The sequence below is a fragment of the Neobacillus drentensis genome (genome assembly GCF_036965425.1).
In the GTDB taxonomy this organism is placed as follows: Bacteria; Bacillota; Bacilli; order Bacillales; family Cytobacillaceae; genus Neobacillus; species Neobacillus drentensis_F.
Genome location: NZ_JBALPP010000034.1, coordinates 106,688 through 131,365 on the forward strand (window position 1 = coordinate 106,688; position 24,678 = coordinate 131,365).

At 40.7% G+C, this 24,678-nt stretch carries 25 protein-coding genes and 1 riboswitch (1 of these 26 running past the window's edge); of the genes, 21 read left to right on the forward strand and 4 right to left on the reverse strand.

The genetic code is table 11. The annotated features are described in order from the left end of the window. Positions 1-55: riboswitch (cyclic di-AMP (ydaO/yuaA leader) on the forward strand (it extends 91 nt beyond the left edge of the window). 354 nt (positions 56-409) lie between these two features. The 3 genes from V7161_RS09440 to V7161_RS09450 all read left to right on the forward strand — a co-directional run bounded on the left by V7161_RS09440 (position 410) and on the right by V7161_RS09450 (position 3,077). Next, entirely contained in the window at positions 410-802 is a 393-nt protein-coding gene (locus tag V7161_RS09440) for a hypothetical protein (RefSeq protein WP_335444445.1), read from the forward strand. 197 nt (positions 803-999) lie between these two features. Continuing rightward, positions 1,000-1,656 carry a potassium channel family protein gene (locus tag V7161_RS09445; RefSeq protein ID WP_335444447.1) on the forward strand — a complete coding sequence of 219 codons (657 nt, stop codon included), beginning with the start codon at positions 1,000-1,002 and terminating at the stop codon, positions 1,654-1,656. Between the two features lie 74 nt (positions 1,657-1,730). Beyond that, complete coding sequence (locus V7161_RS09450; RefSeq protein ID WP_335444450.1) at positions 1,731-3,077, forward strand: TrkH family potassium uptake protein; 1,347 nt, start codon at positions 1,731-1,733, stop codon at positions 3,075-3,077. Positions 3,078-3,146: 69 nt separating this feature from the next. Here the strand turns inward: V7161_RS09450 and V7161_RS09455 are convergent, their stop codons facing one another. Next, positions 3,147-4,394: a cation:proton antiporter gene (locus V7161_RS09455; protein ID WP_335444452.1), complete on the reverse strand. Its 1,248-nt coding sequence runs from the start codon at positions 4,392-4,394 to the stop codon at positions 3,147-3,149. A 231-nt stretch (positions 4,395-4,625) separates the two neighbouring features. Between V7161_RS09455 and V7161_RS09460 the strand changes: the two genes are divergently transcribed. Further along, positions 4,626-5,219: an NADPH-dependent FMN reductase gene (locus V7161_RS09460; RefSeq protein ID WP_335444455.1), complete on the forward strand. Its 594-nt coding sequence runs from the start codon at positions 4,626-4,628 to the stop codon at positions 5,217-5,219. A 42-nt stretch (positions 5,220-5,261) separates the two neighbouring features. Here V7161_RS09460 and V7161_RS09465 read toward each other — a convergent pair whose 3' ends face one another. From V7161_RS09465 to V7161_RS09475, 3 genes are all read right to left on the reverse strand, one after another. Further along, positions 5,262-6,317, reverse strand: coding sequence for an ABC transporter permease (locus V7161_RS09465; RefSeq protein ID WP_335444458.1), 1,056 nt, complete (start codon positions 6,315-6,317; stop codon positions 5,262-5,264). Next, on the reverse strand, positions 6,314-7,039 hold the full coding sequence (locus V7161_RS09470; RefSeq protein ID WP_335444460.1) for an ABC transporter ATP-binding protein: 726 nt from the start codon (positions 7,037-7,039) through the stop codon (positions 6,314-6,316). The genes V7161_RS09465 and V7161_RS09470 overlap by 4 nt, the downstream gene beginning before the upstream one ends. Positions 7,040-7,333: 294 nt before the next feature. Beyond that, on the reverse strand, positions 7,334-7,939 hold the full coding sequence (locus V7161_RS09475; protein ID WP_335444463.1) for a TetR/AcrR family transcriptional regulator: 606 nt from the start codon (positions 7,937-7,939) through the stop codon (positions 7,334-7,336). Between the two features lie 177 nt (positions 7,940-8,116). Here V7161_RS09475 and V7161_RS09480 point away from each other — a divergent pair, with 177 nt between their 5' ends. From V7161_RS09480 to V7161_RS09555, 17 genes are all read left to right on the forward strand, one after another. Next, on the forward strand, positions 8,117-9,295 hold the full coding sequence (locus tag V7161_RS09480) for a YhgE/Pip domain-containing protein (protein WP_335444565.1): 1,179 nt from the start codon (positions 8,117-8,119) through the stop codon (positions 9,293-9,295). Between the two features lie 183 nt (positions 9,296-9,478). Next, positions 9,479-10,129 (forward strand): GntR family transcriptional regulator, encoded by a 651-nt coding sequence (locus V7161_RS09485; protein WP_335444466.1) that lies wholly within the window; start codon positions 9,479-9,481, stop codon positions 10,127-10,129. Positions 10,130-10,142: 13 nt separating this feature from the next. After that, on the forward strand, positions 10,143-11,447 hold the full coding sequence (locus V7161_RS09490; RefSeq protein WP_335444468.1) for an MFS transporter: 1,305 nt from the start codon (positions 10,143-10,145) through the stop codon (positions 11,445-11,447). Positions 11,448-11,549: 102 nt separating this feature from the next. Further along, positions 11,550-12,749, forward strand: coding sequence for a CaiB/BaiF CoA transferase family protein (locus V7161_RS09495; protein WP_335444471.1), 1,200 nt, complete (start codon positions 11,550-11,552; stop codon positions 12,747-12,749). Positions 12,750-12,779: 30 nt separating this feature from the next. Further along, a complete protein-coding gene (locus V7161_RS09500) occupies positions 12,780-14,042 on the forward strand; it encodes a 3-isopropylmalate dehydratase large subunit (protein WP_335444474.1) in 1,263 nt (420 codons plus the stop codon). After that, positions 14,043-14,540, forward strand: a complete 498-nt coding sequence (locus V7161_RS09505; RefSeq protein ID WP_335444477.1) for a 3-isopropylmalate dehydratase — start codon at positions 14,043-14,045, stop codon at positions 14,538-14,540. 20 nt (positions 14,541-14,560) lie between these two features. Beyond that, positions 14,561-15,466 (forward strand): hydroxymethylglutaryl-CoA lyase, encoded by a 906-nt coding sequence (locus V7161_RS09510; protein ID WP_335444480.1) that lies wholly within the window; start codon positions 14,561-14,563, stop codon positions 15,464-15,466. Positions 15,467-15,478: 12 nt separating this feature from the next. Next, complete coding sequence (locus V7161_RS09515) at positions 15,479-16,234, forward strand: maleate cis-trans isomerase family protein (protein WP_335444482.1); 756 nt, start codon at positions 15,479-15,481, stop codon at positions 16,232-16,234. 89 nt (positions 16,235-16,323) lie between these two features. After that, positions 16,324-16,935: a flavin reductase family protein gene (locus tag V7161_RS09520; protein WP_335444484.1), complete on the forward strand. Its 612-nt coding sequence runs from the start codon at positions 16,324-16,326 to the stop codon at positions 16,933-16,935. Positions 16,936-17,040: 105 nt separating this feature from the next. Continuing rightward, positions 17,041-17,640 (forward strand): putative ABC transporter permease, encoded by a 600-nt coding sequence (locus tag V7161_RS09525; protein WP_335444486.1) that lies wholly within the window; start codon positions 17,041-17,043, stop codon positions 17,638-17,640. A 116-nt stretch (positions 17,641-17,756) separates the two neighbouring features. Next, a complete protein-coding gene (locus tag V7161_RS09530; RefSeq protein WP_335444488.1) occupies positions 17,757-18,455 on the forward strand; it encodes a response regulator transcription factor in 699 nt (232 codons plus the stop codon). Between the two features lie 4 nt (positions 18,456-18,459). After that, complete coding sequence (locus V7161_RS09535; protein WP_335444490.1) at positions 18,460-19,812, forward strand: sensor histidine kinase; 1,353 nt, start codon at positions 18,460-18,462, stop codon at positions 19,810-19,812. 82 nt (positions 19,813-19,894) lie between these two features. Beyond that, complete coding sequence (locus V7161_RS09540; protein WP_335444492.1) at positions 19,895-20,491, forward strand: undecaprenyl-diphosphatase; 597 nt, start codon at positions 19,895-19,897, stop codon at positions 20,489-20,491. 184 nt (positions 20,492-20,675) lie between these two features. After that, positions 20,676-22,028, forward strand: a complete 1,353-nt coding sequence (locus V7161_RS09545) for a cytochrome ubiquinol oxidase subunit I (protein ID WP_335444495.1) — start codon at positions 20,676-20,678, stop codon at positions 22,026-22,028. Beyond that, positions 22,018-23,043 carry a cytochrome d ubiquinol oxidase subunit II gene (locus V7161_RS09550; protein ID WP_335444497.1) on the forward strand — a complete coding sequence of 342 codons (1,026 nt, stop codon included), beginning with the start codon at positions 22,018-22,020 and terminating at the stop codon, positions 23,041-23,043. Before V7161_RS09545 ends, V7161_RS09550 begins: the two co-directional genes overlap by 11 nt. A gap of 15 nt (positions 23,044-23,058) precedes the next feature. Continuing rightward, on the forward strand, positions 23,059-23,160 hold the full coding sequence (gene cydS, locus V7161_RS30395; RefSeq protein ID WP_420491600.1) for a cytochrome bd oxidase small subunit CydS: 102 nt from the start codon (positions 23,059-23,061) through the stop codon (positions 23,158-23,160). A 254-nt stretch (positions 23,161-23,414) separates the two neighbouring features. Beyond that, complete coding sequence (locus V7161_RS09555; RefSeq protein ID WP_420491601.1) at positions 23,415-24,614, forward strand: chromate transporter; 1,200 nt, start codon at positions 23,415-23,417, stop codon at positions 24,612-24,614. Positions 24,615-24,678: the final 64 nt, after the last annotated feature.

Below are 24,678 nucleotides of genomic sequence, written 5' to 3' on the forward strand. Positions count from 1 at the left end.
ACTCTTTCGCCATCCTACCCGTCAGCTAACTTCGTCGGCTAAAGCGAAGGAGGTCTAAGACCACCTGTTTCAGGGGGCTTTTTTGTCACATAGCACAGTATGCAGCAAGAAAGCAGCCTGAATAATAAAGTAGGTCTTTTATTGTGCCTATTTTTTGAAGAAGCTGCTTGGAAGACAGAACACAAAGAGGGCTATAAAGCTTAGCTGGGTGTTAGGTAGACCATGTTTACTTTTTCTCTTATTACATTGATTATCAAAGGATTTTTTGCTGTCTAATTTATGGTTATTGCCGTAAACAGCTCTTTGTTTTCAATTATGGGAAAAGTAAACATAGGTCTATTTTTGTTTCAGATTCCATTCTGACGAGTTGCCTGCCTCATAAAAATAACTAAAATAGGGGAAAAAAGTAATGTTAAATGATTATATGATGAAAATGAATATTGTTTTACCCAAAACAACTATACATTTAGATAAAGAAGTTTATAAGGCTGGAAGCAATATTAACGGGACTATAGAGGTGAAGGGTAGTTTTTTTAAAAATAAAATAAAGAGATATGATATTGATTTAATCGGTAAGGATACAAAATCTAATCGAGAGGAAACGTTAAATAGTCATACGGTTTTATGCTCCCATGACTGTGTCCCTAATAAGACACAGACTATTCCTTTTTTATTTTATGTCCCGGAGGAAATTAGAAATAATCCAGACTCTTTTCGATATAGTCTTATAATTAGGATTGTTCTAGTAAGCTCTAAAAGTATTAAACTGAGTCATCCTGTACAAATTCAAAATGCGAATTAACCAAAAAGCTTAATTTAAGGAGTCATAAAACCACCTAAATTTTGGTGGTTTTTTTTGAGGAGATAATCAAAAAATTTTTCCAGAGGTTAATTTACTAACTTAAGTAAAACCTAATAAAAATATTATTTACATTAGGGAAGGAAAAAAGAGCATTGGATTTATAGCTTTCTAGCGAAGCTCTGTAGGAGGAATGAAAGATGCATAAACAATATGCTGTTATTGGGATGGGGAGATTTGGCTCTAGTGTTGCTGCCTCTCTTTTTAAAGAAGGTAATGAAGTGCTGGCTATTGATAAAAAAGAAGAGAACATCGAAAATATTCAAGATTCAGTGACACATGCAGTAATTGGTGATACTACTGATGAACAAACGCTAAAGGTGATTGGGATCAGAAATTTCGATACGGTGATTGTAGCAATTGGGGATGATATCCAAGCAAGTATATTAACTGTTCTTATACTGAAAGAATTGGGAGTAAAGTATGTAGTTGCTAAAGCAATCAATAAAAGTCATGGACAAGTTTTACATAAGGTTGGAGCCGACCGAGTCATTTATCCTGAAAAAGATATGGGTGAAAGGGTTGCGAACCAGTTAATGGCCTCCCCTAATGTACTGAATTTAATTGAACTTGCTGAAGATTACAGCATGGAAGAAATCAAAGTGCCTGCAAGCATGAAAGGACAAAATCTCCGTGATTTGAATTTGAGAGCCAATTATAATGTTACGGTAATAGCCATTAAAAATAACGATAAAATGGAAATTTTACCACACCCGGAACAGGCATTAAAATCTGATGATATCTTGATTGTTATTGGGGAAAATGAAGATTTACAAAAATTCTCCCAAATCGATTAACGCTGCTGCCCATTAACCTTATCTATTAAAGATTAGGGGCTGAACCTTTGGTCCTAGTAAGGGGAGAATATCTAGTGAGTGCAATAAGAAGAAAAGGTAATCTAATAAAATTGCATCCTGCGCAAATCCTTGTGATCGGATTTGCCAGTCTAATATTAATTGGCACACTTTTGATAATGCTGCCTATTTCAACAGTTGAAGAAGGACGCGGGCTCAATTTCATTGATGCCTTATTTGAGGCGACATCTGCGGTTTGCGTAACAGGACTTGCTGTTGTGGATACGGGGTCAACCTTTACCTTATTTGGGCAAATAGTCCTTTTGTTTTTAATTCAATTTGGCGGTTGGGGAATTATGACCCTAGCGATATTTATGTTTATAATTCTGGGTAAGAAAATTGGATTAAAGGAAAGACTGCTGCTGCAAGATTCGTTAAATGTTAATAATTTATCTGGAGTCGTTCACCTTGTATTACGCATCATCCGAATAACCTTGATTGTTGAAAGTGTTTGTGCAATCATTTTAGCGGTACGCTGGTCCTTTGATATGCCATTTGGGAAAGCCATCTATTACGGTATCTTTCATTCCATTTCTTCTTTTAATAATGCTGGTTTTGGACTAGAATCTGACAGCCTGAGTAAGTGGGTGGGTGATCCGATTATTAACATAGTGATTACATTTCTATTTATCACTGGCGGAATCGGATTTACCGTTATATTGGATATTTGGCAAAAAAAGTCCATAAGTAAGCTTTCACTTCATTCGAAAATAGCTTTGCTGGTAACCCTCATACTTAATATTGTCGGTACATTGATTATTTTGTTATCAGAATTTCATAATCCAGCTACGATTGGGAAGTTTGAGTTAGACGATAAATTATGGGCCTCTTATTTTCAAGGTGTTGTTCCTCGCACTGCCGGTTTTAATACGATTGATATTGGACATATGACACTATCTTCAAAGGTTTTTACAATGGTGTTAATGTTTATTGGCGCCTCGTCAGGCTCCACCGGGGGAGGAATAAAAGTAACGACCTTCGCTATTATCATCTTTGCATTTTGGACGGTCCTTACAAATAGAGATGATGTCAATATTTTTAGAAGAAGGATTTCATGGCATTTGGTGAATAAATCCTTATCCATAGGCGTTACTGCTATTATTTTTATCTTTACGATTTTCTTTTTGCTTACCTATACGGAAAAAGCTGAAATGAGTGCAATCCTTTTTGAAACGATTTCTGCATTCGGAACAGTGGGTCTATCAACAGGATTAACCGGAGATTTAACACCATTAGGGAGGGTTTTAATCACAATCATGATGTTTATTGGAAGGCTTGGACCGTTAACAATGGCATTTGCCCTTATGGTGAAAAAGAATGAGGCAAAAGTAAGATATGCAGAAGAAAAGATATTAATTGGATAGTTAATTTAAAAAAGGAATGACTCAAAAATATAAGGCAGAATTCACGATCAGTGATTCTGCCTTATATTTTTAAACACCCTTAACAGAATCTAACGTAATTCCTAACTTTTTCGCCACATATCCAGTCGTACTTGCTTGAATCAATATAGTAACCAATATCGCTATAAATGTTACAGCTGCAATTTGATTTGCATAATCCACTTTTGCTGCCATAATCATCCCAGATAGGGCTGCAGGAATTACACCCGTTTCCCGTACCCAGAACATAAACACAATTTCATTCCATTTCCATTTCGCTTTACGATCAGGCAATGTACAAACTAGGACAGCAAGAGGTCTTGCGATCAACATGAAAACCAAAACAACCAAAATTCCCTGGACCCAATACTGACCTAACGTCCTGAAATCCACCTGTGTCCCCAACAGCATAAAAATAAGCGTTCTCATAATAAGGGTAAGGGTTCCGGAAAATTCAAAAACGGTTGAATGCGTTTCTTCTGCAATGTGTAAACGAAAAATCTTAGAGTTTCCTATTATAAGTCCAGCTGTAAAAGTAGCCATAAAACCACTGGCATGAATAAACCCAGCAGCTAAATAAGAACTAATGGCTGCAAGCAAGCTGACCACTGTGCTATATTTTCTAAAAATGCCCCACCTGTGTTCTGAGGTTAACAGACTTGCGATAAAACCAATCACTGCCCCAGCTAATATCCCGCCGCCAGCTTCACGGATAAAACTCCAAATACTAGCAGATACAGATAGTTTTGTTTCACCCATTAAGACGCTGAGTAAGGTAAAAGTTAAGATGGAACCTGTCGCGTCGTTAAAGGCGGATTCACTTTCTACCGTCCGTCTTACTTTCTCTTGTATTGTAATTTGTTTAAATACTGGCATCAAGGTTGCAGGGTCGGTTGATGCAATAACTGATGCCAAAAGCAAGGCATACATAATAGGTATCTTTAAAAAATAGAAAGCAGTTACTGCCGTAACCGTTGCTGTAATAATGACACCTAATATAGATAAAAGAGAAATCGTAATCCAAACCTTCTTCAGAACAGAAAAGTGAATCGCTATTCCTCCTTCAAACAGAATCAAAATGGATCCTAAGACAATAATGAATTGATATGCTACTGAATCATTAGGTACTGTTATGAGATGGAAGACGGATGGGCCAATTAAAATCCCAACAATCATAAAAAGTGCTACATCGGGAATTTTAATTCGTTCAGCTAATTTCATCGCCAATAAACCGGACAGAAAAACCATGGTAAGCATATATAACTCCCGTTGGACAATATTCATTACGTTGGCTTCCACATGAACTTCTCCTTTTCGTAAATTAATCATTTATAATAGATTGCTCTTGATTGACCTAACATATTTACTGACATTCTTTGGAGCGAATCCCGAGTATTGTTATAAGATAAAAATAGTTGACAAAGTGTGAAATGTATTATATTATTATTTCGAATTAAAGATATTTAAATTTGAGATGAGATAAATTAAAATATCTTAGTTTGAGATTTTCACTTTTAGGTGGTGCTAATAATGGGATTATTAGATAAATTATTTGGAAAAACATCCGAGGAGGAAAAAACTGTGGAAAAATTAAACATTGGTATTATTTTAGGAAGCACTCGTCAAGGACGCGTAAGTCCACAAGTGGGAGAATGGGTTAAAGGAATTGCTGACAAACGCGGCGATGCTAATTACGAAATCGTCGATATCGCAGATTTCAATTTACCATTCTTAGGCACAACAGACGGTTCTGAACCAGGCATTGCTGCATGGAACCAAAAGCTTGCTGAACTTGATGGTTTTGTATTCATCGTTCAAGAATACAACCACAGCATCACAGGTGCATTAAAGAATGCCCTTGATTTTGCTCGTGAAGCTTGGAATAACAAAGCCGCAGGAATCGTCAGCTATGGATCAACTGGAGGAGCGCGTGCGGCTGAACACTTACGCGGCATCCTAGGAGAATTAAAAGTGGCTGATGTTCGTACACATCCAACATTGTCATTATTCACTGATTTCGTAAACGGAAGTGAATTCAAGCCAGCTGAATTACACCTTACAAATGTAACGGCTATGCTTGACGAAGTCGTTTCTTGGAGCGGCGCATTAAAAACAATCCGATAAAAAACTTGAGGGGATGATTATATTAATCATCCCCTCTCTTTATTATAATTTCCGGTATTTTTTCATAGATAAGATATTTAAAATGACAAAAATCAATGCGAAAATGACCAAAGCCAAAAGATCACCGCTGATTTCACTAAAACCCAATCCCTTATACATAACGCCCCTTAAAGCGTCCCCGGCATAAAACATGGGGAACAGCTTCGCAATTACCTGCAGCCAATCGGCCATTCCTTCAAGCGGGAATATCCCGGCAAAAAAGATTTGTGGAACGACCGCGACGGGGATAAACTGCATCATTTGAAATTCAGAAGCAGCAAAAGTTGATAAGAAGGTTCCTAATGAAAGAGCGACCAATGCTAACAGCAGATTAATCAGCAGGACATTCCAAATCGATCCGATCAGCACGATATCCAAAACATTTATCGCATAAAAAACGACGATACATGTTTGAATCACCGCAAACATGCCATAACCGGCTAGGTAGGCTGTAACAATTTCTCCCCTGCGAATTGGAGTCGACAATAGCCGTTCCAAGGTTCCGGTCGTCCGCTCGCGCAATAAACCAATTCCTGAAATGATGAATACAAAGAAGAAGACAAAGAATCCAACTAAAATCGGGCTTAGCACATCAAAAAAGACCGTATCTTTATTTCCATAAACGTAGTTTGTTTCAATCTTTTTGGGCATCATGCCTGCGAGTGCCGGATTTTGCTGTATCAGCTGGGACTCTGCAATGGCCACAACGGTTTGATTAACCTTTGCCTGCAAGCCTCTAGCTGACGTAGGATCATCATTTTGGAGTGTCAATTTTATTTGCCCGTCTTTCTGGACCAGCAGCCCGTTCAGATCATCATCCACCACTGTATTTTTTGTTACATTCTCAAATTCTTTTACCTTTATATCGGCATTCTTTAGAGCTTTTACAAGACTAGTATCCACACCCGATACGCCTAATTTCGGTTCAACTGTATTCCCATTAAATAAAAAGTACATCAAGGTCAAAATTAACAGCGGTGCAACAAACATTAAGGCTAACGTTCGTTTGTCACGAACCATTTGCTTTATAATTCTTTTGATTAGCGCCATCGTTCTCATGACTGCTTCACCCCGGCTTTCCGGAATACCTCATCGAAATCATCTGTACCGTATAATGCTTTTAACTCATTTGGGGTGCCGCTTGTTAAAATGCGGCCGTCGCGTACCATGGCGATATAATCACATTTAACCGCCTCATCCATCACGTGGGTGGTCACAATAATCGTTTTTTCATCTTCATTTTTTAAGCGTAATAGTTCATTCCAAATCGACAGCTTTAATTCGGGATCAATCCCTACAGTTGGTTCATCCAAGATTAAAATTTTCGGATCTTGGATGAGCGCTATCGCCAGGGAAAGCCGACGCTTCATCCCGCCAGAATAAGCCGCCACCCGTTTCTTGAGATCACCAGTCAGGTTGACTAAGTTCGCAGCATATGCAATTCGCTTCTTCTGCTCTTCTTTATTAAGCTTATATAAAGAAGCAAAAAATTTAAGATTTTCCTCCCCAGTAAGCTCTACATACAAGGCATCGGATTGAGCCATATAACCTATTTCCTGCAATAGGGCAAGATTTGGCATCCCTACATCTAATACATGAATCGAACCGGTATCTGCTTTTTCCATGCCAACGATCATTTTAACTAATGTGGTTTTCCCTGCCCCCGATGGACCGATTAGACCGTATAATTGCCCCTTTTCGATCGTCAAATTGACGTCATTTAAAACAGGCTTTTTTCCAAAGCTCTTGCTAACCTGCTCCACTTTAATGGTTGGATTCATCAAAAAACGCCTCCTAATCAAACACTGTAATGAACACCGTGTTGACCATCTATACCTTAATATTAAAATGCCATAGCAAGAATTACAATGAACAATAATGAGGAAAGTGTTCATTGTTACTGGCTTAGACTCCGAAAAATTGCTGTTTTCTTTGATTCGCTGATAAAAGGCATGGATTCGCCGATAAATCCAAATATTCGCCGATAAAACCCGGAAATTCGCTGATAAAACCTAAAAATTCGCCGATAAAATTTATTTTGGGGTTTAAACCCAACAAATCTTAAGAAAATTACCTTATTTTTTTAGCCCTGCCACATGTCCCGGCCCATAAAGGGTCATTTTTGTTAAAATTAAGGTCATTTCCCGCGGTGATTTTTCCATTCCGCTTTGCAGCCAATGCTGAATGACCCCAAGGTGGGCGGAACTGACATAGGAAATCAAATAATCTACTGGAACGAGCATTTCTTCGACTTTTAAATCTTCCGCTATTTTTTGAAAAAAGGTTTTTTTGATTAATTCCTTCATTTTCCCTTGAAAGGAGGCATCCCCCTTAGGGCCTAAAATGACCTTCATGAAACTCGCATTTTCTTGGAAGTATTCAAAAAGCTTCAAAATGATGGGAAATGGTTCGTCTTGACTGGTAAAGCTTACCGCCTCTTTCGGCTTGATATTATTTACTAGCTGCCTAATTCCTGAAATAATCTCTTCTTCACTTTGTTCTAAGAGATCGTACTTATCCCGGTAATGCAAATAAAAGGTGCCACGGTTAATACTCGCTTTTTCCGTTAAATCGCGTACCGTTATTCCTTCAAAGCCCTTTTCCTCCATCAACTCGGTGAGAGCATCCCGGATCATTCGTTTGGTGCGGATGACCCGTCTATCTGCTGCTTTATCGGACATTTTTTAGCCCTCCAAAAGATTTATTTTTGAAAAAATCAACATTCTAGTCATTTCTGTTAATTACTCGACATTGCGTCAAATATTGTTTATTGCTATACCCGATAGACCCATTATAATTAACAGTGTGAACAATAATCAACAGCTTGTTCAATAAAAGGGGAGTGTTCAAATATGAGTTTGTTTAAAAATAAATTGGTCATTTTATCGCCTGTTATTGTTTTAATCGTGGTGCTTATTTTTGGCCTAACACTTGTGCCATCGGTCAAGCCCACTCCAAAAAACGTACCAATTGCCTTTGTCAACGAGGATCAAGGCGTGGAAATTCCGAATCAGGGCCATTTGAATATGGGACAAACGATTACTGAAATGATTCAGGCAAAAACTGAAAAAGAGTCGCCTATTAAGTTTATTTTTATAAAAAGCAATGATGAGGCAAGGAAGGGATTAAACAACCGTGAGTATTACGGAGCGATCGTCATTCCTAAGGATTTCTCACAAAAACAAGCATCCTTAATGAGCCCTTCACCAACTTCACCGGAAATTAAGCTATTGGTCAATCAAGGGATGAACACGATTGCTTCGACGATGGTAAGCAATGTGTTAAATGGAATGGTCGACAATATCAATAATAATGTCCGGGCCCAGTTACTCGCCGGCTTTGAAAAACAAGGCGGCACTGTGACCACGAAACAAGCCGCAGCGTTAGTATCACCGATTACAAAGAAAGTAACGAATGTCAATGAAGTAGGGACGGCGAGCATGAATGGCAATGCACCGGTCTCTTTATTCCAGCCGCTCTGGATGGCAAGCATCGCAGGGGCTGCTATTCTTTTTCTTATGGTAAGTAAATTACCATTTGCAAATCGGAAGGAAAAACTCGCTGCCCTCGTTGCACAAATACTGATGGGAGCAGTTATTGCCCTTGTTGCCGGTTTTGGATTAACATGGATGGCGGAGACAATCGGTGTTGATATTCCTCAATTCGGTGATATTGCATTATTCTTATCACTCACTTGCTTCAGCTTTTTCCTAATGATTTCGGCAGTCCTGTCATGGACTGGTATTAAAGGTATCCCAATCTTTGTTCTGATTCTATTCTTCGGCGCGCCGCTGCTTGCAATGGCACCAGAATTTATGTCTTCGTTTTATCGTGACTGGATCCATTCGTGGCTCCCAATGCGATTCATGGTCGACGGACTACGTGAATTATTCTTCTTTGGCAAAGGTATAAGCTGGAACCACCCGACTTCAGTTATAGGTTGGATTGGGTTGGTGAGTATGGTTGTTATTTTTGCTTCAATTGCAAAGCCAGGGATTAAAAAGGGAACCGAAACACAAATTGACCTCAATTCCTGATGTCAAAAATCTTAATGATTAGAATAGAAGAGCCCGAGGGCTCTTTTTTTGTCGAAATGAATCAAATTTTCTAAAAAATCTAATTGTTGACTGTTGACTGTCGACAGGAAATAGAATATATTAGAATCACAACATGAAACCGCTTGCTAGATTCTGAATACTAAAAGAAAGGAGTGGTTTTCAGTGTTATCAGTCGTAAAAACCGAGCCATTGCATGCTCAAATGTATCAATTAATAAAAAAGCGTTTAATAGATGGTTACTATAATCCTGGTGAAAGATTAGTAGAAGTAAGGCTTGCCGAAGAATTTGGCGTCAGCCGGGCACCAGTGCGGGAAGCGCTTAGAATGCTTGTTCAAGACGAACTGCTTGTACAAAAAGGAAGCGCGCTGCATGTGTTTGAGCCCACACTAAGAGACATGATTGATATTTATCAATGCAGGCAGCGAATGGAAGCGCTTGCGGCTAAGCTAGCTGCAGTCAATATTAATCCAGCTAAATTAGAATTATTGGAAATGATTATAGAAGAAACAAATGACGTTTGGATTAAAAAAGACATGAAACGAGTGGTGGAATTAAACATTCAATTTCACGAAATTATTCTCGAGGCATCAGGAAATCGCCAGCTTATTTCGTTAACCAATATGATTCGGGATAAGGTTACCTATCTGCGTAATTTCGGTTTTAAAGGAAGCGTTCGTGATGGGAGTTTTATAGGGGAGCATGAGCGCATCGCCGCAGCAATTAAAGAACGGAATGGGGATAAAGCGGAAAAGGAAATGCATGGTCACATCGAGCAAGATTTACTTGCACTCGTATCACTTTACAAAACATAGGGGGTAACACAATATGGCGATGCCACAAAAGGTTCTGATAGCAAATCAACCAGCAATATCACAAAAAGGTGCATATCATACTCTTATTGGTTCTTGGCTTGGATGGCTTTTCGATGCTTTAGATGCGGGGATTTTTGGTTTCGTGATCCTTGCTATTGCAGCGTCTTTTAAAGTAGAAATTAGTGCTGTTGTTTCCACTGTAGCTTGGTTCCTTCTTGCCACTGGTATTGGCGGATATTTCTTAGGGAACATTTCCGACCGTATAGGAAGAAAAAAGACTCTCGTCATTTCGGTCCTAGCCTATGGTATTGGGACATTGTTGTGTGGTTTCGCTAATAGTGTAATAGAATTAAATATTTACCGCTTTGTAGTAGGGGTAGCAGTCGGCGGCCTTTGGTCGGCAGCAGCAGCCTTGATTTCAGAGGTTTGGAAGCCGGAAAAACGGGCAAAAGCAATTTCTTTCATGCAAACAGGCTGGGCAGGCGGTAACCTTTTAGCGGCTATCTTTGCCTGGTCGATTTTAAATCCACAAGATCCGGAATCATGGAGAAATCTATTTATGATTGCTAGTATTCCTGCCTTTGCTACTGTTCTGTACATTGTTTTATTTGTAAAGGAATCACCAGTCTGGCTCGCAAACCGTGACTTCATTAAGAAGAACGCAAAAAAAGCCAGCATCGGCACCATTTTTAAACCTAAATTCTTAAAAGTTACCATTCTAGCACTACTTGTATCCGTTCTTGGAATGTTAGGCTATTGGATTATTTTTACTTTCGTTCCAACCTATCTTCAAAAAGTACTTGGCATCCGAATTGACCAGGCACCTGTATTCCTTATTTGGACAGGCGTTGGAGCAATGGTCGGTTATATCGTATACGGCTATCTTGCTGATAAAATCGGCCGCAGATTTTCGTTCATGGTCTTTTTTCTGGGTATGACAATCATGGTGCCAATATTCACCTATGTTTCAAGTCATATGCCATTGACTGATGGAAAACTTTTATTAAATGGATCCAATGTTTTCACCTTAGGTATTATTTCTTCTTTACTAGGTTTCTTTACCGGCTATTTCAGCGGTTTCGGCGCATGGTATTCGGAATTATTCCCGACAAGTATCCGTGCGACAGCAGCTGGTTTCTGTTTTAACTTTGGACGAGTCGGCGCGATTGCTGGAATTCTGATTGTACCCGTCCTTCTTGCATCAGGTTTTACATACCCAGTCGTTATTACCCTTGCAGCCGTTTCATACTTCATCGCCGCATTCCTTGTTTTGGCGATTCCAGAAACAAAAGGTGTGGAGCTGACAAGCGGCAATTAATTGAAAAAACAATGACAGCATTACTTCTCTTCCCGTTATTTATGGGAAGAGAAGTTTATTCGGTTTAATCAGGAAATGAACTAACTAGGAGATGAACTTAAAATGGGGAAAAAAGCACTCGAAGGATTAAAGGTGTTGGAAATGGGCCAACTGATTGCAGGGCCATTTGCATCAAGATTATTGGCCGAATTTGGCGCTGAGGTCATTAAGGTGGAATCCCCTCTCACAGGCGATGCGATCCGATCATGGCGTGTAGTCGAAAACGGGACCAGCCTTTGGTGGTATGTCCAGTCAAGAAATAAAAAATCGGTGACCATTGATCTAAGACAAGCTGAAGGCCAGGATATCATAAAAAAGCTTGTAAAAGAAATTGATATTTTAATTGAGAATTTTCGTCCGGGCACCATGGAAAAATGGGGGCTTAGTTTTGAGGAATTAAAGATAATTAACCCTCGCTTAATTATGATTCGTGTTTCAGGCTATGGACAGGACGGACCTTACAAGGACAAAGCTGGTTTTGGTTCGATTGGGGAAGCAATGGGGGGGCTCCGCTATATTACGGGATACCCTGACCGTCCGCCAACAAGAGTAGGAATTAGTATCGGAGACTCTTTATCTGCACTTTATTCGGTCATCGGTGCGTTGATGGCTGTCTATCACCGTGATGTGAATGGAACAGGCGAAGGACAGGTCATCGATGTTGCCTTGTATGAATCAGTATTCAGCTTAATGGAGAGCATGGTTCCTGAATTTGATCGTGCCAGATTAATCCGGGAAAGAACAGGCAGCACACTCCCCGGTATTACACCATCTAACACGTATATGTGTTCTGATGGGAAGTATGTTGTTATTGGCGCCAATGGAGATGCCATTTTTAAACGATTAATGTATGCAATGGGACGAGAGGACATAGCAGAGGATCCGCGCTTTGAAAATAACGCGAATCGATCTGAACACGCTGAATATTTAGATGGTCTTATTGAAGGATGGACAAAGAGTCTTCCATTCTTGGAGGTAATGGAATATTTGGATAAAGCGAAGGTTCCTGCAGGGTCCATTTATTCGGTGGAAGATATTATGAATGACCCACATTATCAAGCTCGGCAAATGATTCAAGAAGTAGCGGTGGAAGGCTTAGGAATGCTGAAGATGCCAGGCATCGTTCCAAAAATGAGTGCAACTCCTGGCGGGATTGAATGGGCAGGTCCAAAATTGGGCCAGCATACAGAAGATGTATTGGAGGAGAAGCTCCGCCTAACCGAAGAGCAAATTAGCGATTTGAAAGAAAAAGGAATCATTTAGGAAGGGCGTGTATTTTTCATGGGAATGACTATGTCAGAAAAAATCCTTGCCAAAGCTTCCGGGCAGGCCAGTGTGAAAGCAGGGGATATTGTTTGGGTAAACGTGGATATTGCTCTCATGCATGACCTGCTGGGACCATGGCTGGTAGATGGCGGCTTTAAGCGCCTCGGCGGCAAACTTTTTAATAAAGAAAAAGTAGTGGTCGTTTCAGATCACTGTACACCTCCTGCGACTGTCCAGCAAGCAGATATTTTAAAATTCACGCGTGACTGGGCAAGAGAGCAGGATCTTTCCTATTATTATGAGTTTGAAGGACCATGTCATCAAGTGATCGCTGAACATGGACATGTCCGCCCAGGAAGATTGATTCTCGGTACAGACTCCCACACCTGTATGGCAGGCGGACTTGGTGCCTTTGCTACTGGGATTGGGTCTACAGAAATGATTGGGGTTCTCTTAACCGGTGAAACATGGCTTAAGGTCCCTGAAACAATAAAAGTCATTTGGGATGGCGAGTTGCCGGAGGGTGTGTTTGCCAAGGATATGGTGCTCAAAACAATTAAAGACCTGGGACATGCAGGTGCTACCTATCATGCCTTAGAGTTTTCAGGCAGTGCCATCCGGAATTTATCGATTGATGAACGCCTTGTCCTATCCAATATGGCTGTAGAAGCAGGAGCTAAGACAGGACTGATTGAAACAGACGAAAAAGTCGTGGAATATTTGCGGACCAAGGGCGTGACAGAAGAGATAGAGATGCTGGCAAGTGATGAAGATGCCACATATATCCGAACCCTCCACTATAATGTATCAGAATTACAACCACAGGTAGCCTGCCCGCACGAAGTGGATAATGTACATCCTGTTGGCAGTGTAGAAGGGAAACCGGTTGATCAGGTGTATTTAGGTTCATGTACAAATGGGCGGATCAGCGACCTTAGAATTGCTGCGCAAATTTTAAAGGGAAAAAAAATTGCCAAAAGCATTCGTTGTTTAGTGGTGCCTGCTTCCCAGCATATTTGGATGCAGGCGAATAAAGAGGGTCTTTTGGAAGTCCTCACGGAAGCAGGCTGTATTGTCAATATGCCATCCTGCGGGGCCTGCGGCGGATTTACGAGCGGCGTAATCGGCGCTGGTGAAGTGGTGATGTCGTCCTCCAACCGGAATTTCAGAGGGCGAATGGGAAGTCCAAAGGGTGAGGTTTATCTGGGCTCTCCTGCTACAGTCGCGGCCACGGCGCTGGAAGGGAAAATAACCGATCCCCGAAAATATCTTTTGCAGGGAGTGATGTAAATGTCGTTTATTATCAAGGGACGGGTATGGAAATACGGAAACAACATTAATACAGACATTATCTCTCCCGGCCAATATATGAGCCTGCCAATTGAGCAGCAAGCAAAGCATGCAATGGAAGCGATTGATCCAACCTTCTATCAAAAGGTACAGCCGGGTGATATTATCGTCGCTGGGGATAATTTTGGGTCAGGATCCAGCCGGGAAACGGCGCAAATGGTTCTGAAGCATCATCAGATTGGAGCCATTGTGGCAAACTCCTTTGCGCGCATTTTTTACCGGAACTCCATTAATGTTGGCCTTCCTGTAGTAGAGATGGCAGATATTTCCTTGATTCAGGAAGGCGATGAAATCGAAATTGATCTGTTGGCAGGTAAAATCATTAATCATACACAAGAAAAAGAGTACACTGGAACGAAATTGCCGGAGCATTTAATAGAAATGGTTAAGCTTGGGGGACTAGAGCCCTATTTAGCTAAAAAACTAGGAATTTCCTAAAATGGAAAAGGGGTTATCATATGAACCTTCCGGAAAAAGTTGAAATTATAGAGGTAGGACCACGGGACGGAATACAGAATGAAGCCAATTTTATCCCGACAGAAAAGAAAATCGAGCTCATTAATGCATTGAACAAAACAGGTATTAAACGAATGGAAGCCACTTCCTTTGTCCATCCGAAATATGTACCGCAAATGAGGGATGCCAAAGAAGTTCTTGATGGAATCGAACAAAACCCTTCCATTCAATACATGGCACTTATTCCAAATGAAAAAGGGTATGAACGGGCGCTCGAAAGCGGCATCAAGGCCCTTTCACTTGTTGTAGGTGCAAGCGACAGCTTTAATTTGAAAAATGTCAAAATGACACGTGAACAGTCCATGGAAAGTTTTGAAGCGGTGATTGAAAAAGCAAAGGCCAACGATATTCTTATCCGCTATAATATTGCGACTTCTTTTTGGTGCCCGTTTGATGGAATTGTAGATTCCAAACTAGTTCTGAGCATGGTAGAAAGAATGGAGCAGCTTGGGGTAGACGAAATTGTCCTTTGCGACACTATTGGAAGGGCGAATCCAAAGCAAGTATTGAACTTGTTTAAGGAGGCTGTTTCTTTAAAATCCGAAGCGATGATTACGGCTCATTTCCATGATACATATGGAATGGCGATGTCCAATGTAATGGCCGCCTTGCAGGCAGGTGTGACACGATTTGATGCTTCCATCGGCGGACTTGGCGGATGCCCGTTTGCTCCGGGTGCGGCCGGGAATGCGGCAACGGAGGATATTATTTTCATGATGCACGAAATGGGTATTGATACGGGGATCGACATGGATCAGCTCCTCGCCTGCATCGAAATCGTTAAGCCATTTACAAACCGAAATTTAACCGGCCATCTTCACAAAGTAAAAACCAGTAAATCATATTAAGGGGGAACAATAATGACTAAAAATTATCGTGTGGGATTAATTGTCCCAAGTTCAAATACTACTATGGAAACAGAAATTCCGGCCATGCTGCATGCAAGACAACAGCTATTTAAGGAAGAAACCTTTACTTTTCATTCCTCCAGAATGAGAATGATGCATGTCAATCCGGAGGAGTTAAAAAAGATGGATGTGGAAAGCGACCGTTGTGCTGTGGAATTATCAGACGCCCGTTGTGATGTGTTGACGTATGCTTGTTTAGTCGCTATCATGTGTCAGGGTCCAGGCTACCATCAGATTTCGGAAGAGCGTTTAGGAAATGCCACGGCTGAAAATGGTGCACCAACACCTATTGTGAGCAGCGCAGGAGCTTTAATCGAAGGAATTCGGACGATTGGCGCCAAAAAGGTATCGATTATCACACCATATATGAAGCCATTAACGAATATGGTGATTGAGTATTTAAATACAGCGGGTATTGAAGTCATTGATTCAATTAGTCTTGAAGTGGCAGATAACCTTGAGGTTGGCAGATTAGATCCTATGAATCTAATTGGTCATGCAGACCGTTTGAATATTGAGGGTGCTGATGCTGTCGTATTGTCAGCCTGCGTCCAAATGCCATCCCTTCCTGCTATTCAACAAGTTCAGGACCGTTTAGGTATTCCGGTATTATCTGCAGCCACTTCTACTGTTTATAAAATTTTAAAAGGGCTTGGATTAAAAGCAGAAGTTCCCAATGCTGGACATTTACTATCTGGTAAATTTTAATAAAAAAAGGGCAAGTTAAAAAAGGGATGGCAAAACATAGGCCATCCCTTCTCTTTCATAGAAAAACAAATTGGATAGGAGTAATACCAATGCTTTCAATCGATCCTTCTACTTTGCCAGCAAAGGAAAATTATAAATTTTTAATTGGCAGCATTATTCCGAGGCCCATAGCTTTTGTTACTTCTTTATCAGAAGAAGGCGTTTTAAATGGAGCGCCATTTAGTTACTTTAATATCGTTTCAGCGAACCCGCCGCTTCTTTCGATTTCTATCCAAAGAAACGGTGTGAAGCGAAAGGACACAGCAAGGAACATCTTTCATCATCGAGAATTTGTCGTGCATATTACCGATGAAAAGAATGTGGAAAAAATTAATATCACTTCTGCCACTCTGCCAGCAAATGAAAGTGAAATCGAATTGGCTGGATTATCACCAACATCCAGCGAGAAGATAGCTGTCCCAGGGATAAGGGAAGCTCAGATCCGTTTTGAATGTATCCTTGAACATTCCTTAGAATTAGGAGGAACGAACAGTGAGCCGTCATGCGACTTCATTATTGGCCGAATTGTTCAATACCATATTGAGCCGGAGTTGTATGAAAAGGGAAGAATTAATCAAGAAAAATTGGGTGCAGTCAGCAGGCTTGCAGGCGATAATTATGCCAAAATTGGTGAAGTATTTACCATAAAAAGGCCAAAATAGTAAAATACATTCCAATAAAAAAATTGGAAGTTTTTGTGCATATTTGAAATTTCTACGGTTAATCCTAAAGTGGGAAAATTCTTATCCATGGAAGGTGATTTAGCCATGATAATTAGCTTATTGAATGGTTTCGAGGTTCAAAATCCTGGGATCTTTAATATTGAAGGAGCTGCGGCTATCCTATTTTATTTTACGTTCTACGCACTATTTGGCTGGCTCTTGGAGAACAGTTATAACTTTCTAACCAAAAAACGTTTTTTAAAAGAGAACTTTTTATATGGGCCATTTAAACCAATGTATGGGTTAGCACCTGTACTATTAGTTTATTTAATTAGGCCAGAAACAGATTGGGGAGTTACCCTGCTGCTGTGCTTTGTCATTCCTACCTTAGTAGAGTACTTGACCGGGGCGCTGCTGTTGAAGTTCTTCAAGCGGCAGTGGTGGGATTACTCCGATACCCCGCTCCAGGTCCATGGACATATTTGTCTGCCTTTCTCGGCCTGCTGGGTAGTGCTGTCATTTCTTTGCTTAAAATGGATTCATCCCTTGGTTGCCTCTGTATACGGAGTCTTTGAACCCTATTGGGCTTGGATTTGGGGCGCAGTGGGCCTCTACTTCCTTGCCGATCTCGCTTTATCGATTAGACGGCATTCCTTACAAGAATTTGATAGAGTGCCTGACACCCTGAAAACTCCTTCTGACTAAAGAGGGAGTTTTTTAATGTTTGATTAAAATTCAATGAAAAAATGAAATATAAGAGAAAAAAGTGCTAAATTGTAGGGGAGCAATTTACAGGCCATTTCGAAAAAAGAAGGGATTCTATGAAACAGTGCATTTTGGTAGTAGAGGACGAAAAGCAAATCGCTAAGATCTTAAAGCTCGAACTCGAGTATGAAGGGTATCAGGTCGACGTTGCCTATGATGGAAAGGCAGGCTTGCAGGCAGCCCTGAATGATAAACTAGATTTGATTTTACTGGATGTCATGCTGCCAGAAATGAATGGCATAGAGGTCCTAAGAAGAATTCGGAAAGAAAATACTATGCTTCCGGTCATTTTATTAACGGCCAGAAACATGACGATGGATAAAGTTGCAGGGCTTGATCAAGGAGCGAACGATTATATTACAAAGCCCTTTGAAATCGAGGAATTACTAGCAAGAGTTCGGGCATGCCTAAGGCAGAATTCGCTTGCTGCTAAAGCTGCACAGCCGGAAAATCCCCTTTTATCCTTTAAGGATTTAACTGTCAATCTTGATACAAGAGAGGTAACACGGGGTGAAACTTCTATTACCTTAACACCAAAGGAATTCGATTTACTCGTCTATTTATTGACAAATAAAAATAGAGTCGTCACAAGGGAAAATATCTTAGTTAATGTATGGGAATACGAATACGAAGGAGAAACCAATGTCATTGATGTGTTTATCAGACATTTAAGAAAGAAAATAGAGGAAGGCTTTTCGGATCCAACGATTATTCAGACTGTTAGAGGAATAGGGTACACCGTAAGGGAGAATTAACAAAATGAAGATTACAACGAAAATTAATCTGATGACGACCGCTTGGATCCTCTGTGTCTTACTAGCAGTAAATGCGGTTGTCTTTTTTTCTTTTATGAAAATAACAGTCAATATGGAGAATACTGAACTGCTTCAAAAAGCAAATAATTTGTTAAAGGAAATGGAAATAGGTGATTCTCCTTCCGAGTTGAAGAGTATTTTCACTCCTTATTTAACCAACCATTCTTTTATTAGAACGATAAAGCCCGATTCCCGAATTGCCTATCAGGCAACAAATGATAAGTTCTTGGCCGGAAAAATAAAACCGAAATTCGTCAGCAAAAAAGAGACGGAACGCAGGACGATTATTCGAAACGATAAGGAGGAACAAATCTTAATTGTCAGGGTGCCAATACCATCTGGCGGAGGAACACTTGAAGTCGCGGAAAAGTTATCAGGACTGGAATTAGCGAAAGACGTCCTCCTATCGATTTTAGCCTTTTGCACGTTTTTAGGTGCGCTTTTATCGCTGCTTGGCGGCAGATGGCTTTCGAATCTGATTATGCGACCGATCTCCAATATGATTAATACGATGGAGGATATTGAACAAAGCGGGATTCCCAAAAAAATCGTCATCCAGCATGAAACGAAGGATGAGCTGCAAAAAATGGCCGTCACGTTCAATCGAATGATAGGAAGATTAGAGGACAATCTTGAAAAACAAAGGCAATTCATTTCAGATGCCTCTCATGAACTCAAAACCCCGCTGACCGTGATCAAAAGCTATGCCGATTTATTGCTGAGACGTGGATTGCAAAATGAAGTAGTTGCCCATGATGCCATTGAATCAATCCATTCGGAAGCAACAAGGATTCAAAAAATGACGGAAAGATTCCTTGATTTAGCCGATACTGAATCAGGCAATCTTTTAGAAATGAAAGAAATCAATTTAGTCCATTTTTGCGGGAATATTCTCAAACAAATTGCAAGTGCTTATAAGCGAGAAATTGACCTTCATTACCAGGATGATGCCCTTTCCACCACAGCGGATGAACTCAAGCTGAAACAGGCTGTCATTATTTTAATAGATAATGCCATCAAATACAGTACAGATAAAATAGATGTTTATCTAACAGATACCGATCAATTTACCTTGATTAAGGTGAAGGATTATGGGATTGGGATACCAGAGTATGAAATGGATAATATCTTCGAACGGTTTTACCGGGTGGACAAGGCTCGGAGTCGTGAGACTGGCGGAACAGGACTTGGCCTTGCGATTGCCAAAAATATCATAAAACAACATCACGGGGAAATTAAAGTGAAAAGTTCCGAAGGTATGGGAACGGAAGTTGAATTAATTTTGCCGAAATCTTAATTCATTTTTAATAAAACATTAAGTCAAAATTCAGCTTGTGGCTTTATAGTTAGATTCGTGCCAATTAAAGGAGGTCACGATCATGTTTCATTTTGACTTTGAAGCCTTTCAATTCATAAATCATCTCGCGGTAAGCGAGCGAGTTTTAAATCCATTCATGGTGTTTTTAGCGGAAAAAGCAGAGTATTTATTCTTTGCGGGAATCATTTTTTATTGGCTTTTCCCTCGGAATCAAACACAAAATCGAAGAATGGTGGCAGAAGCCATTATGGCCGCATGTGTTGCCCTTGGGATGAACGTCCTGATTGGTCACTTTTTTTACCGGGACCGTCCTTTTGTCAGTCATCATGTAAACTGGCTGATTCCCCATGTGAAAAATGCCTCTTTTCCTAGCGACCATGCCACGGCGGCTTTCGTGATTACGACTGCTATCTGGATTTGGCGAGAAAGAGATGGCTGGCTGTGGCTGCTTTTATCGGCAGGTATTGCCCTATCACGAGTGTGGACAGGGGTCCATTATCCTTTAGATGTAACGGCTGGGATGATCATTGGGGCCTGCACAGCGTTTGCAGTGCATAACCTACTCCGTATCGAGAAACTAAACAGAGTTGTGAATTTACTAATTGAGTTCTATGAAAAAATAGAAAGCAGACTATGGGTAAAAAAGAAGGCCAATTGATGGTCTTCTTTTTTTGTTAATTACATAAATATTGGAAAAGATAAACAAAGGGCAGCAAAGGAGGGACCTTATATTTACAAAAAACAAGAACAAAGGCTAAGTTTACTTGCTTTTATTGTCGCTGCTATTTTGGGCCTGTCCATAATAGGAAGGATTGTTTCAGGCTAAGAAAGGAAATCGTAAAATGGGAAATCAAGACTCAGTTCTATTAAGCCGAATACTCACAGAATTAACGTTATCCTTTCATATTATCTACGCAACCATTGGAGTCGGAATCCCGCTAATGATAATGATTGCTCAATGGGTTGGGATTAAAAAACAGGATGAACATTACATATTATTAGCAAGACGCTGGACACGCGGCTTTGTCATTTCCGTGGCAGTAGGGGTTGTAACTGGAACCGCGATTGGGCTTCAGCTATCGCTATTGTGGCCGCATTTTATGGAGCTGGCGGGCAACGTTATCGCCCTGCCTTTATTCATGGAAACCTTTGCGTTTTTCTTTGAAGCCATTTTCCTAGGCATCTATATCTATACCTGGGACCGGTTTGAGAATCAGAAAAAGCATCTCTTGCTGTTGATTCCTGTTGCCATCGGGGCTTCTTTTTCCGCCGTTTTTATTACCATTGTCAATGCCTTTATGAATGCACCTCAGGGGTTTGATCTCGTAGGCGGACAGCTTGTGAATGTCAGCCCGATCGTTGCGATGTTTAATCCAGCCATGCCAACTAAGGTTGCGCATGTGCTGGTAACAGCTTATATGACCTCGGCGTTCGTGCTTGCTTCCATTGGAGCCTCCCGTCTGCTGAAAGGTTCCGATCATTTGTACCATAAAAAAGCGTTATTTTTAACCTTAAAACTTGGGTTTGTTTTTTCAGTAGCATCCGCTTTAATTGGCGATTTTTCTGGAAAATATTTAGCGGAGTATCAGCCTGAAAAATTAGCCGCTGCCGAATGGCACTTTGAAACGGAGGAAGGAGCCCCGCTTATTTTGTTTGGGGTTCTTGATAATGGAAAAGTAAAATATGCGATAAAAGTGCCATATGCACTCAGTATTTTAGCTAGAGATCTTCCGAAGGCAGAAGTAATTGGTCTGGATCAGTTTCCTAAAGATGAGGTGCCGCCGCTTTATATCCATTATTTGTTTGATTCTATGGTGACAATTGGAATGGTGCTGACTGGCTTATCATTGATCTATTTACTGGGGACTTGGCTTAGGTGGCAGTTTATTGTTTCGAAATGGTTCCGCAGGCTCCTTGTCCTTGGCGGTCCGCTTTCAGTTCTAGCGATTGAAACGGGCTGGTGGCTTGATGAAGTGGGGCGGCAGCCATGGATTTTACGGGGAATTATGCGGACAAAAGAGGCAGCAACCTCAAGTGGTCAAGTCGATCTCATGCTGCTATTGTTTGCCGGACTATATTTGATTTTGGGAATTGGCAGCGTAGTCGTTCTGCTAAGGATGTTCCGCAAAAATACGGTGGAACAGGAATTGGCCGATCGGGCTTCCTTAAAGGCAGGTGAGCGGTATGACGCTTGAAATCCTTGGAATCACCGTGTTGGGGATGTTTCTCTTTGGCTATATTATCGTGGCCTCGATAGATTTTGGCGCCGGCTTTTTTAACGCCTTTAGTACAGTCACAGGTAAGCAGCATATTTTGACTAAGGTCATCCAGCGCTATTTATCACCTGTTTGGGAAGTGACCAATGTCTTTTTAGTGTTTTTCTTTGTCGGGATTGTGGGTTTTTTTCCAAAAACCGCTTTCTATTACGGTTCAACCTTGCTGGTACCAGCCAGCATTGCGATCGTTCTGCTGGCGATACGCGGCTCGTATTATGCGTTTTCTACTTATGGAGGACTCAAACATAAAAGGTACACCATTTTGTATGGCCTGACCGGATTATTTATTCCCGCCTCTTTATCGATAGTTTTGACCATTTCCGAGGGCAGCTTCGTGAGGATGGAGGGAGCGCGGCCGGTACTAGACTATTGGCGCTTGTTCACGAGTCCTTTATCATGGAGTATTGTAGTGCTCAGCCTGACTGCCGTTTTGTATATTTCAGCGGTATTTTTGACCTGGTATGCTCATAAGGCCAAGGACGAAGAGGCCACAAACCTGCTGCGAAAATATGCGTTAATTTGGGCGGGACCAGCGATTATTACCGCCGCCGGGATTATTGTGGAAATGCGGACTCATAATCCTGAGCATTACAAGGGATTGATCAGCCTATGGTGGCTGTTCGCTTTGTCTGTTATTTTCTTCGCCGGCTCGGTATATTTCATTTGGAAGCGGCAGGCTTATGGATTAGCCTTCTGGTTAATGGTCGGGCAATTTACCTCCGCCTTTTTAGCCTATGGGATTTCCCATTATCCATATTTAATGTATCCGTATTTGACCATTTATGACAGCTTCACAAATGAATCGATGGCGATTGCCTTAGTTATCGCGTTTGTAGCTGGATTGGGCTTGCTATTGCCATCGTTGTATCTCCTTTTGAAGCTGTTTTTGTTTAACAAAGAGTATGTGCAAGGAAAAAGGGATGATCATGCGTGAGGAGAATTTTGAATGCTGACTAACTTTTTCATCTTTTATGCTCCATTTATCATTGTGATAGCGGCAATAACAACAGGTTTTTGGCTTGCAGGGAAAGATGACGCATTGAAAAAATAGTTTGATTTGAAAAAGAAGAGCCTTGGAGGTTCTTCTTTTTCTTTAAAGTAGCTATTTTTCTAAAAAATTTATTAAATTTTTATGATTTCTTACTTTATTCTAATATAATCAAAGTAAATCTTTTACATTAGGCACTCTATTAGAGCTTTATCGGCGAAAAATCGCAACTTATCGGCGAATTTAAATAGTTTATCGGCGAATTTTTCATTTTATCGGCGATTTTGAGCTATTTATCGGCGAATCTAAAAAAGGAGATAAAAATAGTGAACCACAACCAAAATTTTAAATCGCTCCTTGAAATCCTTTTGGTATCAACGAGACTCGGTTTAACCTCTTTTGGCGGTCCCGTCGCGCATTTAGGTTATTTTTATGAAGAATATGTTAAGCGGAAAAAATGGCTCGATGAAAAAAGTTATGCGGATTTAGTGGCTTTGTGTCAATTTCTCCCCGGACCGGCGAGCAGTCAAGTTGGGATTGGAGTCGGGGTTATCCGTGGCGGCCTTCTAGGCGGCATATTCGCATTCATTGGATTTACCGCTCCTTCAATGATCGCCTTAATACTCTTTGCCATCATCCTTCAAGGCTTGCAAATAAATGACACAGGCTGGCTCCATGGTTTAAAAATTGTGGCCGTGGCTGTCGTTGCCCAAGCCATAATTGGGATGGCATCTAAATTAACTCCTGATATTCATAGAAAGACCATTGCCTTATTTGCCCTAGTGAGTACGTTATTATGGCAGACTGCTTACATGCAGGTAGGTATTATTGTATTAGCTGCAATAGCTGGTTTTGTTATCTATAAGCAACACGATGATGATGAGGAGCCAAATACAATTCATTTCCCACTGTCAAACCGTTTTGCCTTAATATGTTTATCACTGTTTTTTTGTTTGCTGATTGTATTACCAATTGTACGCTCGATTACATCATCAAATTGGATTGTTTTATTTGATAGTTTCTATCGATCGGGTTCATTAGTTTTTGGAGGCGGTCATGTCGTACTGCCATTACTGGAAAAAGAATTTGTACCCACCCATTGGTTATCTAAAGAAGAATTCCTTGCTGGATACGGGGCAGCCCAAGCCGTACCGGGACCTCTGTTTACCTTTGCTGCCTACATAGGGACAATAATCAATGGATGGAAAGGTGGAATCCTTGCGACAGCGGCCATTTTCTTACCTGCCTTCCTTCTTATTTTTGGTACCTTGCCTTTTTGGAACACGTTAAGACGTAATCCCAAAATTAAAGGAGCTTTAATGGGTGTAAATGCCGCCGTTGTTGGAATTTTAATTGCCGCCTTCTATAATCCGATTTGGACTAATTCAATCCAAGCACCTAATGATTTTGCTTTTGCTGCCATATTGTTTTTTATGTTGGTTTATTGGAAGCTTCCACCTTGGGTAATTGTAATCGTAGGAGCAGTGGGCGGTTCACTATTGCAGATAATAAGTTAATATGAAGAACTGTGGTATAAAACCAATTTCAGATACTGAAAATATTTCTAAAGGACGACGGGGG